19 protein-coding genes and 1 pseudogene are annotated in these 19487 nt (G+C 40.6%); all 20 read left to right on the forward strand.

Annotation, left to right across the window (positions count from 1 at the left end; translation table 11 throughout):
* Nucleotides 1-1035, forward strand: a 1035-nt coding sequence (gene ftsY / locus IEU71_RS02300) for a signal recognition particle-docking protein FtsY (RefSeq protein ID WP_188349626.1), incomplete at its 5' end; no start/stop codon positions are given.
* Nucleotides 1035-1379, forward strand: a complete 345-nt coding sequence (gene ylxM / locus IEU71_RS02305) for a YlxM family DNA-binding protein (RefSeq protein WP_004910500.1) — start codon at nt 1035-1037, stop codon at nt 1377-1379. The genes ftsY and ylxM, both read left to right, overlap by 1 nt.
* A gap of 53 nt (nt 1380-1432) precedes the next feature.
* A complete protein-coding gene (gene ffh, locus IEU71_RS02310) occupies nt 1433-2908 on the forward strand; it encodes a signal recognition particle protein (RefSeq protein WP_004910498.1) in 1476 nt (491 codons plus the stop codon).
* On the forward strand, nt 2908-3087 hold the full coding sequence (locus tag IEU71_RS02315) for a hypothetical protein (RefSeq protein WP_004910496.1): 180 nt from the start codon (nt 2908-2910) through the stop codon (nt 3085-3087). The genes ffh and IEU71_RS02315 overlap by 1 nt, the downstream gene beginning before the upstream one ends.
* A 46-nt stretch (nt 3088-3133) precedes the next feature.
* Nucleotides 3134-3943 carry a Cof-type HAD-IIB family hydrolase gene (locus IEU71_RS02320; protein ID WP_004910495.1) on the forward strand — a complete coding sequence of 270 codons (810 nt, stop codon included), beginning with the start codon at nt 3134-3136 and terminating at the stop codon, nt 3941-3943.
* Nucleotides 3944-4010: 67 nt separating this feature from the next.
* Nucleotides 4011-4862 (forward strand): histidinol-phosphatase HisJ, encoded by an 852-nt coding sequence (gene hisJ / locus IEU71_RS02325; RefSeq protein WP_004910493.1) that lies wholly within the window; start codon nt 4011-4013, stop codon nt 4860-4862.
* Between the two features lie 322 nt (nt 4863-5184).
* Nucleotides 5185-6792, forward strand: coding sequence for an ATP phosphoribosyltransferase (hisG, locus tag IEU71_RS02330; RefSeq protein ID WP_080519650.1), 1608 nt, complete (start codon nt 5185-5187; stop codon nt 6790-6792).
* The gene (gene hisD / locus IEU71_RS02335) at nt 6789-8066 is read left to right on the forward strand and encodes a histidinol dehydrogenase (protein ID WP_004910488.1); all 1278 of its coding nucleotides are present in this window, start codon (nt 6789-6791) and stop codon (nt 8064-8066) included. Before hisG ends, hisD begins: the two co-directional genes overlap by 4 nt.
* A 1-nt stretch (nt 8067) precedes the next feature.
* The gene (hisB, locus tag IEU71_RS02340) at nt 8068-8655 is read left to right on the forward strand and encodes an imidazoleglycerol-phosphate dehydratase HisB (RefSeq protein WP_004910485.1); all 588 of its coding nucleotides are present in this window, start codon (nt 8068-8070) and stop codon (nt 8653-8655) included.
* A gap of 38 nt (nt 8656-8693) precedes the next feature.
* Nucleotides 8694-9317 carry an imidazole glycerol phosphate synthase subunit HisH gene (hisH, locus tag IEU71_RS02345; RefSeq protein ID WP_004910483.1) on the forward strand — a complete coding sequence of 208 codons (624 nt, stop codon included), beginning with the start codon at nt 8694-8696 and terminating at the stop codon, nt 9315-9317.
* Nucleotides 9314-10030 carry a 1-(5-phosphoribosyl)-5-[(5-phosphoribosylamino)methylideneamino]imidazole-4-carboxamide isomerase gene (gene hisA, locus IEU71_RS02350; protein ID WP_004910481.1) on the forward strand — a complete coding sequence of 239 codons (717 nt, stop codon included), beginning with the start codon at nt 9314-9316 and terminating at the stop codon, nt 10028-10030. Before hisH ends, hisA begins: the two co-directional genes overlap by 4 nt.
* The gene (hisF, locus tag IEU71_RS02355; RefSeq protein ID WP_004910479.1) at nt 10027-10791 is read left to right on the forward strand and encodes an imidazole glycerol phosphate synthase subunit HisF; all 765 of its coding nucleotides are present in this window, start codon (nt 10027-10029) and stop codon (nt 10789-10791) included. The genes hisA and hisF overlap by 4 nt, the downstream gene beginning before the upstream one ends.
* Nucleotides 10788-11126, forward strand: coding sequence for a phosphoribosyl-AMP cyclohydrolase (hisI, locus tag IEU71_RS02360; RefSeq protein WP_004910477.1), 339 nt, complete (start codon nt 10788-10790; stop codon nt 11124-11126). The genes hisF and hisI overlap by 4 nt, the downstream gene beginning before the upstream one ends.
* 17 nt (nt 11127-11143) lie before the next feature.
* Nucleotides 11144-11476 (forward strand): phosphoribosyl-ATP diphosphatase, encoded by a 333-nt coding sequence (gene hisE / locus IEU71_RS02365; protein WP_004910475.1) that lies wholly within the window; start codon nt 11144-11146, stop codon nt 11474-11476.
* Entirely contained in the window at nt 11473-12546 is a 1074-nt protein-coding gene (gene hisC, locus IEU71_RS02370; RefSeq protein ID WP_004910470.1) for a histidinol-phosphate transaminase, read from the forward strand. Before hisE ends, hisC begins: the two co-directional genes overlap by 4 nt.
* 116 nt (nt 12547-12662) lie before the next feature.
* Nucleotides 12663-14129, forward strand: coding sequence for a 6-phospho-beta-glucosidase (locus IEU71_RS02375; RefSeq protein WP_004910468.1), 1467 nt, complete (start codon nt 12663-12665; stop codon nt 14127-14129).
* A pseudogene (locus IEU71_RS02380) lies at nt 14126-15417 on the forward strand (glycoside hydrolase family 1 protein). Before IEU71_RS02375 ends, IEU71_RS02380 begins: the two are co-directional and overlap by 4 nt.
* A 106-nt stretch (nt 15418-15523) precedes the next feature.
* Nucleotides 15524-16852 (forward strand): PTS sugar transporter subunit IIC, encoded by a 1329-nt coding sequence (locus tag IEU71_RS02385; protein WP_004910463.1) that lies wholly within the window; start codon nt 15524-15526, stop codon nt 16850-16852.
* 53 nt (nt 16853-16905) lie between these two features.
* Nucleotides 16906-17796 (forward strand): ROK family protein, encoded by an 891-nt coding sequence (locus IEU71_RS02390; RefSeq protein WP_004910461.1) that lies wholly within the window; start codon nt 16906-16908, stop codon nt 17794-17796.
* A gap of 282 nt (nt 17797-18078) precedes the next feature.
* Nucleotides 18079-19467 carry a PTS sugar transporter subunit IIC gene (locus IEU71_RS02395; protein WP_004910459.1) on the forward strand — a complete coding sequence of 463 codons (1389 nt, stop codon included), beginning with the start codon at nt 18079-18081 and terminating at the stop codon, nt 19465-19467.
* Nucleotides 19468-19487: the final 20 nt, after the last annotated feature.

The raw sequence follows: 19487 nt of genomic DNA on the forward strand, positions 1-19487 counted from the left end.
TCAGAATCAGAATCAGAATCAGAATCAGAATCAGAATCAGAATCAGAATCAGAATCAGAATCAGAATCAGAATCAGAATCAGAGATTGAAGTTGAACGAAACGAGCAGCAGGTTTATGACGAAGGCTTGAAAAAATCACGAACAGGTTTTGCTGAAAGATTTAATCGCTTTTTAGCTAATTTTCGTACCGTAGATGAGGATTTTTTCGAAGATTTGGAAGAAACCTTAGTCGGAGCTGATGTTGGTTTTGATATGGCGATTAAAATCAGTGACGAATTACGGGAAGAAGTTAAATTAGCCAACGCCAAACGCAAAGAATATGTGCGTGATGTGATCATCAAAAAAATGGTTGATTTATACGAAGCAGATGGTGTGAATGAAGATACACAAATGCATTTTGCACCAAATGGTAGTACTACCGTGATTTTGTTTGTTGGTGTTAATGGTGTTGGTAAAACAACAACAATTGGTAAGCTTGCCAGCAAGTACCAACAAGCAGGGAAATCTGTTTTGCTGGCGGCTGCGGATACATTCCGAGCTGGCGCTACCAAGCAATTACAAGAGTGGGGCGAGCGAGTAAATGTGCCTGTGGTTGCTGGTAAAGAAAAAGCTGATCCGGCTTCTGTTGTCTTTGAAGCTGTTGCTAAAGCCCGTGATGAACATTATGACATTTTATTTGTCGACACGGCTGGCCGTTTGCAGAATAATGTCAATTTAATGCAAGAACTAGAAAAAATGAAGCGTATTATTCAACGCGAAATTCCTGACGCACCACATGAAGTTTTGTTAGTGCTTGACGCGACAACTGGTCAAAACGCATTACAACAAGCTAAATTATTCAAAGATTCGTCTGATGTGACTGGCATCGTTTTGACTAAAATGGATGGCACAGCAAAGGGTGGTATCGTCTTTGCCATTCGGAATGAAATGCATTTGCCAGTCAAATGGATTGGATTTGGTGAAAAAGCCAGTGACCTGCGCGAGTTTAAGCCAGACGAGTTTGTCTACGGATTGTTTAAAGAGTTGGTATCGTGATGGATTTAACCAAAAAAAATCATATTAATGCGCTATTTGGCTTTTATGATCAGTTGCTGACTGAAAAACAACAACAATATTTACAATATTATTTTGAAGATGATTTTTCAATTGTAGAAATTGCAAATGCAGAAGCTGTTAGTCGACAAGCGGTGTCCGATAACATCAATCGGGCAATTGAATTATTAGAAAAATATGAAAGTATTTTGCATCTACAAGCTAATTTTGAATCACGACAAGTGATTGAAAATGAAGTGCAACAATACATTAACACCCATTATCAAAGTGATGATGTGTTAAAATTATTGGTGCAGAAGCTTTTAAATACAGAAATGGATAACTAGAAGGGAAACGTGTCGCCTGTGAATATATCGCAGAAAGGACATACTCTAAAATTATGGCATTTGAAAATCTAACTGAACGCCTCTCAAAGGCGATGAAAAATTTAACCGGTCGCGGCCGTGTTAGTGAAGAAGATCTTCGTGCGACGATGCGCGAAATTCGTTTGGCGTTACTGGAAGCCGATGTCAACTACGACACAGTGAAAAAGTTTGTCGCTAATGTACGTGAAAAAGCCAGCGGTGCTGATATTATGTCAGGATTGGATTCAGCGCAACAAGTCGTTAAGATTGTTAATGATGAGTTGACCGCAACGATGGGTGATGAGGCGGTACCACTTAATAAGTCGCCTAAAATTCCAACCATCATCATGATGGCTGGCCTACAAGGTGCTGGTAAAACAACCACAGTTGCCAAGTTAGCTTATAAATTAAAGAATGAAGAAAAAGCGCGTCCACTCTTGATTGCAGCCGACATTTATCGACCAGCTGCCATTGATCAATTGGAAATTTTGGGGCGCGATCTTGAAATTCCCGTATTTTCAATGGGGACGGATGTTAATCCGCGCGATATTGTCCGCGCTGGCTTGGCTAAAGCGGCTGAAAATAAAAATGACTATGTCTTTATTGATACAGCTGGTCGTTTACAAATTGATGAAGAATTGATGCAAGAGTTGAAAGATATTGCAGAGATTGCTCAGCCAGATGAGATTTTGTTGACAGTTGATGCAATGACTGGACAAAATGCTGCTGAAACAGCTAAGGGATTTTCAGAGTCGCTTGACTTAACTGGTGTTGTCTTGACTAAACTTGATGGTGACACACGTGGTGGTGCTGCCTTGTCAATTCGTGACGTAACTGGCAAACCCATTAAGTTTGTTGGTCAAGGTGAAAAGCCAACTGATTTGGACGTTTTCTATCCTGACCGGATGGCATCTCGTATTTTGGGCATGGGCGATGTGTTAACGCTGATTGAAAAGGCACAACGTGACTTTGATGCTGAATCCCAAGAAAAGCAACTTGAAAAAATGCGACAAAATACGTTTGATTTCAACGATTTTGTGGCGCAACTCAAGCAAGTTCAAAGTATGGGACCAATGGAAGATTTGTTAAAAATGATTCCGGGAATCGCGAACAATCCAGCATTGGCGAATGTTAATATTGATGCCAAACAATTTGCCCATTTAGAGGCTATTGTTGGTTCAATGACACCTCAAGAACGTGAAAATCCTGATTTAATCAATCCTTCGCGCCGTCGTCGTTTGGCAGCGGGTGCAGGGCGTCCGATTGTTGAAGTAAATCGCATGATTAAACAATTTGATCAAATGCGTAAAATGATGAATCAAGCCACAAATGGTAATTTTGGCGGTATTGATAAAATGATGGGTGGTTCTGGTATGGATATGTCATCTATGATGGGTGGCATGGGCGGTGGCATGCCAAAAGGTAACTTTGGTCAGAAAGTTCAAAATTTTGCAATTAAGCAGGCGGCGCGCCGATTACAAAAAGCTAAAAAGAAGCGCGGTCGCAAGTAATGAAAAGTTTAGAGCGTATTTTACCAATTTTTGTGTTTGTAGTCATGTTAAGCGCTAACTTGCTTAATATGCCAAACAACCATTGGCAGTCAGTCATCATGGCTGTCATGTTAGCAGCAATTGCTGGTTTGATTGTGTTTGGACTCATCAGATTTTTGTGGTGGTGGGTACAACGATAAATGCGAAGTTAAAGCGATAGTCGACATTTTAAGGAGAAAAGTGAACATGACATTGAAATTAATTGCATCCGACCTTGACGCAACATTCTTGCGTGCCGATAAGACCTTCAACGAGCCACTTTTTCAGCAAGTGCTAGATATTATGTCTGAAAAAGACATGCAATTCGTTGTGGCAACAGGGAATCATATGCAAAAAGTAATGGCCTATTTTAAAAATTTTGCTGGTCAATATCAAACCATTGCCAACAACGGCGCTGAAGTCATGCTTAATGGTCGTGTTCAAAATGAAAAAGCTGTACCACCTGCTGCCCTAGAAACAATTGTGACAATTGCTAAAAGGTATCATGATCATATCTTTGTTGGTTTGGCTTTCACCGGTCAATCTCAAACATTTATGTTAAAATCTCAAGCAGCAATCGCTGATACGTTTAAATTAGCCTCAGCTTATTTTCAAGATATCCATCTAATTGATTCATTAGCTGAAATTGATGCACCAATTTTAAAAGTGTCTACGGTCATTTCTGATGTGGAAGATCAATTCATGCGTGAAGTCAAACAGGTTTTGGGTAACCAAGTGCATGTGACAACATCAGGATATGGTGCTGTTGATATTGTTAATCCCGAGGTTAACAAAGCAAACGCACTAACATTTATAGCGGACAGTTTGGATGTGTTGCCTGAAGAAATTATGGCATTTGGTGATGGTTTAAACGACTTAGAAATGTTAGAATACGTTGGTCACCCGGTGGCAATGAAGAATAGTGACACAGAATTGTTCAAACATGATTTTGATGTCACAGAAGATGACAATGATCATGATGGCGTTTTGAAAAAAATATTATCTGTTATTGATTAAAGCACGCTTTAGCGTGTTTTTTTGTTGACGTTTATGTTAAGATGAATGGCAAAAAGGAGTCCGGATAATGCAGAAAAAAGATGGCCACACGCATACGATGTACTCACATCATGGTAGTCAAGAGTCACTCGACAGGTATATTGAACGCGCAATTGCTTTAGGTTTTGACACTTATGCTGTTACAGAACATGCGCCTTTACCTGAGAAGTTTTTAGCTAATTTTGTGGGGCCTCAAGAATCGCGCGATAGTTCAGCTATGGCATTATCTGAACTTGATGATTATCAAGCTCAGGTGGCACATGTACAAGAAAAATATGGCAACCAAATAAACATTAAACGTGGTTTTGAAGTAGATTATTTGCTCGGATATGAACCGGAAATAAAACAATTTCTAAAACAACATATTGATTGGATTGATGAAATTGTACTGTCGGTTCACTTTTTACCAGATCGCTACGGTAATCTTATGCCAATTGACTACGAGCCAGAGACTCTGTCGCAATATTTTGCAACTGAATTGCAAACACCGCAAGCATTGTTTGCAAAATATTTTGATGTCGTCAAAAAGAGCGTTGGCTTTGACATGGAATTAGATATACCGGTGCGCATCGGACATATCACATTGATTCGCAAGTATCAAAAATATTTTGATTTGCCACCATTTGATGATAGCGTTCACCGTCAAATTACTGAGTTGTTGATATTGATTTTAGAAAAAGGCTATGAATTAGATTTTAATGCCGCTGGTTTTAGTAAACCTTTTAATGGCGAAAGCTATCCCACATTTGATATTGTAGCGGAAGCACATCAACTTGGATTGCCTTTGGTTTATGGTTCTGATGCACATAGTGTTGATGCTTTGGGTTTACATTTTTCTGAAATGGCAGAATTTTTAGAAAATATAAGTGTTGACAAATAAAAAAATGACGTTATAATTAAACTAATCTAATAAATAATTCGCTGAAGTTGGAAAAGTAATTAAATTTTCGCAGTACAGGAAGCGCTTAAGCTAACGCATTGAGATGAGCGCCTGTGACCTTAATGAAAACACACCAACGAGCTGAACAATCAAAAATTGTTCCGGAGATTTCCGATACCAAGTACACCTGTGATTGCAGGTGAATGAGTTCTTTTGTGTAAACAAAAGGAGAATCAAGGTGGGAACACGTGAAAGCGTCCTTGCAAACTAAAAACTTTTAGTTTGTAAGGGCGCTTTTTTAGCGAAGTGGTAGGAGTAAGATATGAATAAAGTATTAGCTGGCGGTTCACGTGATGAATTTGGTGAACGTCTTAAGCAAAAACAAAAAATTACATCAGTGATCAGTAATGTGCTAAATGAGAAAGGTTTTATGCCAATTAATACGCCCTACATTGAAAAAGAAAGCACTTTTGAACAATATCGTGATCAAAACATCTTTCATTTGTATGATCAAGCTGGTGATAATTTAATTCTAAGACCAGATTTGACCTTGCCGGTCGCACGATTTTTGTCTTCTCACCAGCAAGAAAATGATATGTCGCAATTATATTATATTGGTGATGTGTTTCGACGTACCGATTACCTATCGGGTGAGTACAATCAAGAAACGCAGGCAGGGACTGAATTAATTGGTGATGATAGCTTCGAAGCAGAAATTCAAGCACTAGATATTATGTTGAATTTTGCCAAAGAGTTCAATATCACTGATGTTCAAGTGGTGTTGAGTGATGCGCGCTTAATTGATATTATTTTGGACACGTTGCAGCTAGACGGTGAATTACATCAAGCACTTAAACGGGCCATTGAACAAAAAAATGTTTCCGAGTTTGAAAAGTTAAGAGCTGAGATTGTTGACTTTCCAGAATTTCTGAATGAGTGGCCGTTATCTTATGGCGAAGATGGTGAAAATGTGATGTGGCAATTACAACACATGACAGCAGTAGCAACGATTACGCAAGGCTGGTTACGCCTAGCTAATCATGCACATCAATACTATCCAAATGTCAAGCTTACTGTTGATTTAGCGGCGGCATCGCCACAACCCTATTATACGGGAACAATTATCCGTGGCTTTATCCCAACATTGGGCCGCTATTTGTTTAGTGGTGGCCGTTATGACCGTTTACTAGAAAACTTTCAAAAAAAATTATTACCAGCTGTCGGTATTGGTCTAAATATTGAAACTATTCAAGCTGATTGGGAGCAGAATGCGTACGATTTAGCTACAACACAACCAGTTGTGATGGTACTTGGCAAAGGACGGGTTGAAAAAGGTGTACGACCCTTATTGAAAGCTGCAGGTATTGATACAACCCCGTTAGATAACCCTGAACGAAAGCTCATCTTTGACACCGCTGATGGTCGATACCGTTTTATTTTAGTGAAACCCAATGATGTCGTTAAGTATTTGGATCGTGGGATTGGCGACGTTGGCATTGTTGGTTCAGACACCATTGCTGAACAACGACAAAATCATTATGATGTATTAGATTTGAAAACAGGACGCGCACAATTTGTCGTTGCAGCGCCGGCAAATTTTCAACTTAATTTGCAACGTCGACAACGTATCGCGACGAAATATCCCAAAGTTGCCACTAAGTATTTCACCGATCGTGGCGAAGACGTTGCCTTGATTAAACTAGAAGGCTCAGTCGAACTGGGACCATTAACAGGGTTAGCTGATGCCATTATTGATATTACGCAAACAGGTAATACGTTACGAGAAAACCATTTGCAAGTTCATGACGTTGTTGGCGATGTCTCAACACACATGCTAGTCAGAGCCGGCGCCTTGTTACGTTATCAAACAGAACTCACCCAAGTCATTCAAAATTTGACCAAACTATTGAAAGAAGCGACTAACAAATGAAAATTATTAAAAATGAATCTTTGTCAGCAATCAAAACACAAATTCGTCGACAAACGGCACAAACCACTAATCCGCAAGTGGCAATTAGTGTGGCAAACATTATATCTGACGTTCGCCAGCGGGGTGATGCGGCTTTAAGAGATTATAGTGTCCGTTTTGATGGAGTGGCATTGAATAATTTGAAAGTTTCTGAATCAGATATTGATTCTGCAATTGCTCAAGTTCCAGATGAAGTCATTGCAGCGCTAAAAAAAGCAGCTACCAATATTACATCATTTCATCAGTTAGAAGTAGCGCAGTCTTTTGAAGATACGACACGTTCTGGCGTGATTCGTGGTACTAAGGTCACGCCACTCTCAGCTGTGGGGATTTATGTGCCGGGTGGGACAGCTGCCTATCCATCTTCAGTCTTAATGAATGCCATTCCTGCTAAAATTGCCGGTGTTGCCAATATTGTCATGGTCACACCACCACAACCAGATGGTTTAAATCCTGCCGTTTTGGCGGCAGCTAAAATTGCTGGTGTTGACAATATTTACCAAATTGGTGGTGCACAAGCAATTGCTGCTTTAGCTTATGGTACTGAAACAGTACCACAAGTGGATAAAATTACCGGACCCGGCAATGCTTATGTTGCCGCAGCCAAACGAGCTGTTTATGGACAAGTTGACATAGATATGATTGCCGGTCCATCTGAAATTGGTATTTTGGCTGATGATACGGCACGAGCAGAAGACGTGGCTGCTGACTTATTGTCCCAAGCAGAACACGATGTGAATGCGAGAGCAATTTTGATTACAGACTCATCCAATTTGGCGACGGCAGTGTCGGCGGCTGTTGAACAGCAACTTGAAACTTTGCCACGTGAAGCGATTGCTAGAAGTGCCATTGACAAAAACGGATACATTTATCTTGTTGACACGATTGATGACATGATTGAATTGATGAATGCTGTCGCACCAGAACATTTGGAAATCCAATTGGCGAATGCTTATGATTATATGGCCAAAATACAAAACGCTGGTTCTGTCTTTTTAGGCAAATACGCATCAGAACCGCTCGGTGATTACCTTGCGGGACCAAATCATATTTTACCAACTGGCGGTACAGCTCGCTTCAGTTCTGCACTAGGTGTTTGGGATTTTCAAAAGCGAATTCAGTATCTACAATATAATGCTGCTGCATTGGCAGAGGACGCCAATGATGTGACAGCATTAGCACGAATTGAAGGATTGGAAGGTCACGCTAGAGCGATTGAAAGTCGAGGAAAATAACATGACAAGACAGGCTATGATAAAACGCGAAACATTTGAAACACAAATCGCTGTTAACCTTAATTTAGATGATCAATCAGTCATCAATATTGACACAGGTATTGGTTATCTTGATCACATGCTGACCTTATTTGCTAAACATGGTCGCTTCGGGTTGTCTGTCGACGCTAAAGGTGATTTAAATGTTGACAGTCATCATACAATCGAAGATATCGGTATTGTATTAGGCGAGGCTTTCGTCAAGGCACTTGGGAACAAAATTGGCATTGAACGTTATGGCGCCCAGTTTGTGCCGATGGATGAAACCTTATCTCGCGTTGTGATTGATTTATCCGGTCGTGCTTATCTTGTTTTTCAAGCAGAGTTAACAGCACCACGTCTAGGCGACTTTGAAACGGAAGTTGTTGAGGACTTCTGGCAGGGCTTTGCCAATGCGGCGCAAGCAAATGTGCATATTTCAGTTTTGTATGGTCGTAATACCCACCATAAAATCGAAAGTATTTTTAAAGCGGCTGGTCGGGCAATGCGACAAGCAGTGACAGTTAATCCTGACATTCAGGGCGTTAATTCGACTAAAGGTCGTATCTGAAAATTAAGACGACAAATAACGTCGTTAGGAGATGACAAATGACAATTATTATTATTGATTATGGCGCGGGCAATATTGCAAATGTGATGAAAGCAATTGCCAGCACAGGATTATCTGCTAAATTATCACATGACCCAGCTGAAATTTTATCAGCTGACGGGGTAGTCTTACCGGGGGTCGGTGCGTATGGTGCTGCTATGTCGGCTTTAAACGAACGGCAGTTAATTGGACCACTGCAAGCATACGCAAAATCAGGCAAACCGTTTCTAGGTGTTTGTTTGGGGATGCAACTATTATTTGAACGATCAACTGAATTTGGTGAAACAGCAGGACTTGGCATTATTCCGGGAGATGTCGTCACTTTACCCCAACAACAAGGTTATAAAGTCCCACAAATGGGTTGGAATCAAAACCAAGTTCGTCAGTTAAATCCGATCACGTCGACTTTAAACGATACTTACACTTACTTTGTTCATAGTTTCTATGTCCGAACAGCGCGCCAATATATTGCGGCAACGGTTGATTACGGTCAGATTGAAATTCCAAGTGTCGTTGTTAATGATTCGGGTAACGTTATTGGCGCGCAATTTCATCCAGAAAAATCGGGTAAAGACGGCCTGCTAGTGTGGCAGAGTTTTAAAGAAATGGTGGACGATAAATGATTTTTCCAGCAATTGATCTTAGAAATGGACAATCAGTGCGGCTTTATCAAGGAGATTACAATAAAGAGACAGTAATTAATTCAGATCCTATTTCACAAGCGCAACAAATTCAAGCAGCCGGCTTAACGCATTTACATTTGGTAGATTTGGATGGTGCTAAGTCAGGCAAACCTATTAATCTCGACATCATTACCGCCTTGCGACAAAATACCCAACTATTTATTGAACTCGGTGGTGGTATTCGAAGTTTGGCACAAATTAAACAATATTTATCATTAGGCATTAATCGTGCGATTATTGGTTCAGCGGCTTTGACTCATTCTGAATTAGTGACAGAAGCAGTGGCGCAATTCGGAGCGGAAAGCATTGTCGTTGGTGTTGATGGTCGTCAAGAACAAGTAGCAACAGACGGCTGGTTGACAGCATCAAGCACGACATTTTCTGAAATCATTCAGGCGATGCAAGCAGTTGGTGTGATTAATTTTATCGTGACAGACATTGAACGTGATGGCACGCTTAGTGGTCCAAACATTGCATTATTGTCACGATTACAACAAAAATTTCCTGAAACAAATATTATTGCTAGTGGCGGCATTAGTACGATAACGGACATAGAGGATTTGCAAACAGCCGGTATCAAAGATATTATTGTTGGTCGTGCGCTATATGACGGCAACGTGACACTCTCAGCACTCAAGGAGGTGATGAAATGACTTTAGCCAAACGAATTGTCCCAGCTTTAGACATTAAAAATGGACAAGTTGTTAAGGGTGTTCAATTTGAAAATCTACGCAGTGTTGGTGATCCAGTGACAGTTGCTAAAGCTTATGAACAAGCGGGTGCTGATGAACTGGTTTTGCTAGATATCACGGCTACTTTGGAAGAACGAGATACGATGATGACCATCGTCAATGCGATTTCGTCAGTAGTATTTATCCCCCTAACAGTAGGCGGTGGTATTCGTTCCACGCAAGATATGACGCGTCTCATCAAAGCAGGCGCTGATAAAATATTTGTCAATTCAGCAGCGGTTAAGCAACCTGAACTCATTACGAAGGGAGCAGCTATTTTTGGGTCACAGGCCATTGTAGGTGCCATTGACGTGAAATGGGAGCCTAAATCAAAATTTTATCAAGTTTACGTTGCAGGTGGAACACAACCTACTGGGTTAAATGCCATTTCATGGGCCAAAGAGATGGTGGCGCTTGGTGCCGGCGAACTATTAGTTACTAGCATGGATGCTGATGGTACAAAAAATGGTTATGATATTGATTTGTATCAACAATTAACTGAGGCTGTGTCAGTGCCAATTGTTGCTTCAGGTGGTGCTGGAAAAATTGAAGATTTTACGGCACTTTTAACACAAACCACGGTTGATGCAGCCTTAGCAGCTTCGGTTTTTCATCTCGGTGAAATTGCGTTACCGCAACTCAAGCAAACGTTAAAAAAAGAAGGAGTGGCAATACGTATATGACAATGATTGCACCAGATTTTAAGAAACAAGGGCAAGACGGTCTCGTTCCGGCAGTGGTGGTTGACATCAAAACTAAGGCTGTATTAATGTTGGCTTACATGAACGAAACGAGTTACCAATTAACTAAAACAACAATGGAAACATGGTTTTGGTCGCGTGAGCGCCAAACCCTGTGGCACAAAGGTGCGACGAGTGGCAATACACAGCGCGTTATCAGTATGTCATTGGATTGCGACAGAGATACACTATTAGTCGAGGTGGAACCAAACGGTCCAGCCTGTCATACTGGCGCGTATTCATGTTTTTTCAATCCGGTTGCAGATGTCAGCGTATAGTTGGAAAGGAATAGATTATGGCACAACAATCAATTGAAGCGCTCTACGCAGCAGCCTTGGCGCGTAAAAATAACCCACAAGAAGGTTCTTATACAGATTATTTATACCAAAAAGGACTCGATAAAATTTTAAAAAAAGTTGGTGAAGAATCAACAGAGGTCATTCTAGGCGCTAAAAATAACAACGATGAACTAATTTATGAAACGGCGGATTTATTTTTTCATCTAATGGTTCTCTTAGTTGAAAAAAATGTTACACTTGATGATATTAAGAACGAACTGGGGTCGCGCATTGGCCAACAATCTCAGTTACATGAACGCCAAGATTGGCGAGGAGATGAGCAAAAATGAAGGAAACAGTTAAAAAGTTAGCGGCTTATCAAGCGGAACTACCAGAAGAAGTGGTCAAAGCCAAGTATGGATTACAACATTTAGCACGTCTGTCGGCTAATGAATCAGTTTATGGACCATCACCAAAAGTCGGAGAGGCTGTGCGCGCAGTGTCTGATGATGTGTTAGGCTATTACCCTGATGGTCAAGCAACGCCTTTGCGTGAAGCAGTAGCAGACTTAACACAAGTTAATCCTGAAAATTTAGTATTTGGTGTAGGTGCTGACGAACTCATTCAGCTGTTGACGCGTACCATTTTGACGCCAGAATCTGAAATGATTGTGCCTGACCCAACATTTGGTGAGTATGCACTTCACGCCGAAATTGAACAAGCAAAAACAGTTAAAGTCCCAGTTAACCCAGCCGATGGGCATGTTGATTTTGAGGCCATGTTAGCTGCTATCACTGATCAAACAACGATGATTTGGTTGGCCAATCCAAATAATCCAACTGGTGTTTTTGAAAAAACTGCCGATATTGAAGCATTTTTGACAAAATTACCAAGTACGGTGACGCTAGTTGTTGATGAAGCTTATTATGATTTTGTGGATGAACCAGATGCCACAGTGGCACCACTTGTCTCACAATATAAAAATTTAGTTGTACTACGCACGTTGTCTAAAGCCTATGGATTAGCTAATTTGCGCATTGGCTATGGTATCATGCAGGATCCCCTATATACAGCGATGCAAGCTGTGCGTTTGCCATATAATTTGTCAACTTACCAAATTGTTGGCGGTACGGCTGCAATTTTGGATCAAGATTATTTGGCAAAAAACGTGGCGGCGTTTCAATCAGAACGTACCAAATTCCAAAACTTTTTACGTGATGAGGGGCTCACATTTTATGAGTCACAGGCCAATTTCATTTGGATTAAAGTGGGTGAGACTAAGAAAGTCGGTCAAGCGTTGTTGCAATCGGGCTATCAAGTTAACGATCGCTTAAATTCCGAGTGGATTCGTATTGCTTTAGGGACCCCGGATGATAATGAAGGGTTAAAAGAAGCCTTTCTAGCAGCATTAAAGAACTAACACAGGTTAGTTCTTTTTTAGTGCAAAAAGTAACGACTTTTAGGACATTCTTGTGTTTTGTAATGTAAACGCTTACAATTATAGTTAAATAGTGACTAAACATAGGAGAATTAAACATGACAGGATTAAAAATGCCAAAAGATTTTCTCTGGGGCGGTGCGATTGCTGCTCACCAAGCTGAGGGTGCTTGGGACGTTGATGGTAAAGGCGTTTCGATTGCCGATGTATTGACTGCCGGCAATGCCACGACGCCCCGAACCATAACTGATGGCGTGATTGCAGGGGAAAATTACCCCAATCATCACGGCATTTATTTTCATGACACTTACAAAGAAGATTTGGCATTGATGGCGGAAATGGGGTTCAAGGCTTTCCGAACATCTATTGCATGGACAAGAATCTTTCCAAATGGTGATGATGCAGAGCCCAATGAAGCTGGACTTCAGTTTTACGATGACATGTTTGATGAGATGAATCGTCTTGGTATTGAACCGGTCATTACACTCAACCACTTTGAAATGCCGTACCATTTGGTAACGGAATATGGCGGTTGGCGCAATCGTCGTTTGATCGATTTTTCCGTGAAATACTCAGAGACGGTTCTTAAGCGTTATCGCAATAAGGTTAAATATTGGATTACGCATAATGAAATATCCAACCAAGCTAATATTAGTGAAGCATCAACGGTACAAGATTTTCTTGTTTGGACAAATTCTGGTTTGCGGTATGACGAAACAGCCACAATCGCAGAACGTATGGCAGATATGTACCAAGCTGGCCATTATGAATTAGTAGCTAGTGCCAAAGTGGTACAACTTGCGCACCAAATTAATCCGGACTTCCAAATTGGTGCGATGCTAAATGTGTCACCAATTTATCCAGCTACGCCATTACCAGCAGATATGTTAGCAGCTCAAAAAGCTGAACAATTGCGCAAGTGGTTTAGTGATGTGCATATTCGTGGAGCATATCCATCAGAGTTGGAAGCTTTATTTGAGCGAACGGGTTATCGTCCAGATATTACAGATGAGGATCGACAAATTTTAAAAGAGGGTACTGTCGATTATTTGAGTATTTCATATTATGCAACGTTTGCGGTTAAAGCAGCTGATGGTAAAACACCGGCTTTAGATGATCCAAGTAGCATTGAAAGTGTCAAAAACACGCTGATTCCTGCGTCTGATTGGGGATGGACAATTGACCCTGAGGGATTGCGCTACACATTAAATCAACTGAATAATTTGTATCCAAATTTGCCTATTATGATCGTGGAAAATGGTTTTGGTGCCTATGATACCGTGACAGCAGACGGCAGTATTCATGATGATTATCGTATTGCTTATCTGAGTGCACATATCGCTGAAGCGGAAAAGGCTACCATTATTGATGGTGTGAACCTGATTGGCTACTTGTCATGGGGACCAATTGATATTGTCTCAGCTGGTACGGGTGAGATGAGTAAGCGCTATGGCTACATTTACGTCGATCTAGATGATGAGGGGCATGGTAGCGGTAAGCGCTTAAAGAAAGATAGTTTCAACTGGTATCAAAATGTAATTAAAACACAAGGGGAAAATTTATGACAACAATGCCGACCGGCTTTTTCTGGGGAAACTCGACATCTAGTATGCAAACTGAGGGCTTTCAAGGTGTGCGTGGTAAATCCACATATGACCTGAAAAAGGAGGCTACTTGGGAAAAGACGATTGACGAGTACCATCGTTATCCTGAAGACTTTGACCTCATGGCTGAAATGGGCGTCAATATGTATCGCTTTGAAATTTCTTGGGCGCGCGTCGTTCCAGATGGTGATGGTGAATTCAACGAGGCGGGCATTAAGTTTTATTCAGATATGATTGACGCCTTGCTGGCACGTGGGATTCAGCCAATGATAGCGCTGTACCATTTTGATATGCCACTGGCGCTCGCAGAGAAATATAATGGTTTTTTGAGTCGCCACGTTATCGACGCTTATGTGCGTTATGCCAAGGAAATCATTAGCCGTTTTGCTGATCGGGTGACGTATTGGCTGACATTTAATGAGCACAATCTATATTTTACAAATATGGCTTATGATATTGGTGGTGCCATCAATGCAGAACATTCGTTAGACAATCTCTATCAAATTTTTCATCATACGATGTTGGCGCATGCGCATGTTGCAAATTTTGTGCATGAACAGTTTGATCAATTACAAATTGGTGGTATGTTGGCGTATCAAGTGACGTATCCAGCCACATCTAAACCAACTGACGTTTTTGCAGCTCGTCGCGTTGACACATTTTTGAATGATAACTTACTAACGATGTTTACTGCTGGCCACTATTTGCCGGAAGTGTTAGCCTTTGTGGCAACGCACAATATTGATATGGACTATCAACCTAAGGATGACGCAGTATTATCAAAGCAAACCAGTGATTTTATAGCGTTTAGTTATTATCGAACAGACATGTTGAATGCGGATAAAATTCCAGATGGCACAGCACCAAATCGCTATTTAGATATTGCCAATTAAACAAACCCTTATTTAACAGCAAATGAATGGTCATGGACGATTGATCCTTTGGGCTTTAGAAACGCCTTAACATCAATTTATTCTCGCTATCAGTTACCGGTTTTTCCTGTTGAAAACGGTTTGGGTTGGCGTGAAGAAATGACTGGCAATCAAATGATTCAAGATGATTATCGTATTCAATATCACCGTGATCATATTGACGCGATGAAGCAAGCTATGATTGAAGATGGAACCGACGTTATCGTGCCGTTTACGTTAATCGAACTAATGAAGAGGAACGTGATATGCGCCGTTCAAAGAAAGCGTCGTTTGAGTACTTGCGTGACGTATTTAAGTCTAATGGTCTCAACAGTTAACTAATCATACACCATGGTCAATCACTTGCATTGTCAAATGAGGATCATGGTGTTATACTTACCTTAAAATGTAAGCGCTTACAAATTTTAAACGAGGAGAATCATTATGAATGATTTTATTAACAAAAAGTTGCTGCCACCAGTGATGAAGTTTGTTAATCTAAAACCAATGGTTGCCATCAAAAACGGTATGCTTTATCCAATTCCATTTATTGTGATTGGTGCCATATTCCTGATTTTAGGTAATTTTCCTTATACACCAATTGCTGATGCCATTTCAAAATCTGGTTTGGCTGCTATCTTTATGCAGGCCTATAATGGATCAATGGCTTTGATGGCGGTATTTGCTGTATTTGGTATTGCATATTCTTGGGTGCATGATGCTGGTTACGAAGGTGTTCCGGCAGGATTATTAGCAATTGTGGTTGATGTTATTTTGCAACCAGACACGGTGACCAATGTTACCAATTCAGCCGGCAAAACGTCTACGGCATGGGTTGCTAGTAATGTGATTGACAAAAACTGGCTCGGTGGTAAGGGCATGATTGTTGCCATTATTGTTGGTTTGTTAGTCGGTTGGATATACACTTGGTTTATGAAAAAAGGATTTACCATCAAGTTACCAGAACAAGTACCAGCCAACGTTGCGGCTTCATTTACGGCCTTAGTACCCGGTGCTGTGATTGTGTCAGGGGCCACAGCTGTTTATGCTTTCTTTAAATTGGGACTGAGCACAACATTTGTTGAGTGGATTTATAAAGTGATTCAAACGCCACTTCAACATGCCACTGACGGTCCAATGGGCGTTTTCATCGTTGCCTTTTTGCCAGTGTTCCTTTGGTTCTTCGGTGTACATGGCGCAACAATTATTGGTGGTATTATGACACCACTTTTGCTAGCCAATAATGCTGATAATAATGCTTTGTATAAAGCTGGTAAATTAACGATTGATAATGGCGCCCACATTGTGACGCAATCATTTATGGATCAATATATTACTGTGACAGGTTCTGGATTGACGATTGGTTTAGTTGTGTTCATGCTCTGGCGTGCCAAGTCAACTCAGATGAAGACACTTGGTAAATTGGAAATTGTGCCTGCGCTATTTAACATCAATGAGCCAATTTTATTTGGTGTTCCATTGGTGCTTAATCCATTGCTTGCAGTACCATTCATTTTGACACCGTTGCTTTCAGGAATTTTGACTTATTTGGTGATTAAATTTGGCATTATTCCGCCGTTTAATGGAATTTATGTTCCTTGGACAACCCCGCCTATTATTTCAGGATTGATTATTGGTGGCTGGCAAGGTGCTGTTTGGCAGGCTATCATGCTATTGATGACCATTGCAAGTTATTGGCCATTTGCTAAGAAGTATGATCAAATATTGCTGAAGCAAGAAAATAGTGACAGCACTGCAAAAGTTTTGCAATAACGTTTATTTATAATCGGCAGCTTCGGCTGCTTTTTCATTCGGAGGAAGACAACATGATTTTAACAATAGATATTGGTGGGACTAGTGTGAAATATGCCACAGTCATAGATGATAATTTGGGTGAAATTTCATCATTTGAGACACCCAAAACTTGGGATGAAATGGTGAGTAAATTGCTTGATATCACGCAAAATTTCACTAATATTGATGGTGTGGCAATCAGTGCTCCGGGGGTTGTGAAATTTAAAGATGGCTTCATTAGTGGCAACTCAGCAGTACCCTACATTCATCATTTTCCCATTGTCGACAGCTTGGAAAAGCTATTCAAAGCGCCTGTCACAATTGAAAATGATGCTAACGCCGCGGGCTTAGCAGAAGTCAAACATGGTGTTGCTGCTGGGGCAAATTCAGCAATATTTGTGGTCGTTGGTACAGGTGTGGGTGGTGCTGTTTACCTTAATGGACAACTCGTGCGCGGCGCACATGGCTATGGTGGCGAGTTTGGTTATAGCTTTTTTGATGGCGTTAACTCTCAGTGGAGTGTCAAAGCATCGGCGGTTGAAATGGCTAGACGTTACAACGTGAAACACGACACCTCACTATCTGGAAAAGATTTGTATGATTTGGCTAAGAAGGGTGATGGCGTGGCAAAAATAAACGTGTCGCGTCAATTAGACAGTCTGGCTCGTGGTATTTTTAATCTGATGTTCATTGTTGATCCAGAGATTATTGTGATTGGTGGTGGTCTTTCACAAAATGACGATATTTTAAATGAGTTGAATCAACGCGTTTCAATTTTGATTGCTGATGTCAAAGGACATATTACTGATATGCCTGTCAACATTAAAGCAGCCCAATTTGGCAATTCAGCAAATTTGATTGGCGCCTATGAAGTTTTCAAATCTTATTATCCTAATGTAAATGAAATGAAAACGAATCAATAACAACAAAATTATAACGTTTAATTACGATAATGATATTCAGTTGGAATAGTCAAACAACAAACACATTTACACCAAACAATTCACAATTAAATCCTTGTTAATTCACTGTTTTGCCACATTTATCCTGCATACTAAAAAAGTACATTAAGTCATTTCTTTCATAAGTTGTAACCGTTTACAAAAAAGTGTTGACATTTTCAAATAATGGGTTATGATATTAGTGTAACCGCTTACAAAAAGCGGAATTACGTAAACAGGGAGTTTACAAAAGGAGAAATACTTATGCAGAATAGTGCAAAGAGTAGTTGGGTAACCGACAAATTGATGCCACCTATCATGAAGTTTATCAACACTAAAGCAGTTACAGCGTTGAAAAATGGTATGGTGTATAGTTTGCCATTTATCATTATTGGATCTGTCTTTCTGATTTTGGCTAACGTACCGTATGTACCAGTTGCCACATGGCTGGCGGATCATGGTTGGTCGGCGGTGTTTGCTCAGGCTAACAATGCTAGCTTTGGTATGATTTCAATTTTCACAGTCGTTGGTATTGCGTATGTTTATGTACGTGATGAAGGACAAGAGGCCTTGCCTGCTGGGTTCACCGCATTAGTAGCATTCCTATTGCTACAAACCATGTCGGTGCCGAACCCTGTCAATGAAGCAGCCTACAAGAATATTGATAAGTTGCCACATGCTGTACAAGAATTGTTGAGCAGTCCAGTGGCCGGCGTTTTGAACACAGCCAACATGGGCGGACAAGGTATGATTGCTGCTATTATTGTTGGTTTGCTAGTTGGTTGGTCTTACTCAGCAATGATTAAGGCAGGTTGGAAGGTAACTTTGCCTGAACAAGTACCTGCAAACGTTGCTGGACAGTTCACAGCCATGATTCCAGCTTTTGTAGTCGTGACAGTATCTACTGCAATCTTTGCCATCTTCAAGTATGTATTCCATACAGATGCACTAGATTGGATTTATCAAGTTATTCAAACACCACTTCAGGGGATGTCAGATTCATTCCCGGCAGTTCTTTTGCTGGCATTCTTGGTCACATTCTTCTGGTTCTTTGGTGTCCATGGCGGTATTATCGTTGGTGCTATCTCAGGTGCTTTCTTAATTCCTAACTCATTTGACAACATGGTAGCACGTAAGGCTGGTGAATTGACATTGTCAAACCCATCAGTTCATATTGTTACGAACGAATTCTTGAATAATTTTATCAACATGACTGGATCTGGAATGACGATTGGTTTGGTGGTCTTCACACTGGTACGTGCTCGTTCAGTGCAATTGAAGACACTTGGAAAAATCGAATTAATTCCTGGATTATTCAATATTAACGAACCATTCTTGTTTGGTATTCCGATGGTCTTGAATCCATTCTTGGCTATTCCATTCTTCCTCACGCCAGTTATTGCTGCCGTTGGAACTTACGCAATTATCTACTTTGGTATTGTGCCACCACTAAATGGTGTCGGTGTACCTTGGACAACACCACCAATTATTTCTGGACTTTTGGCTGGTGGTTGGCAATTTGCCATCTGGCAAGCAATCTTAATTGCAATGTCAACAGCAATGTACTTCCCATTTGCTATAAAGTATGACAAGATGTTACAAAAGCAAGAGGCGGAAAATGCTGCCGCTGCTGAAAAAGCTGCTACAAATTAAAAAAGTAAAGAATACCAAGC

Origin of the sequence: Leuconostoc falkenbergense (assembly GCF_014634805.1) — a bacterium.
In the GTDB taxonomy this organism is placed as follows: Bacteria; Bacillota; Bacilli; order Lactobacillales; family Lactobacillaceae; genus Leuconostoc; species Leuconostoc falkenbergense.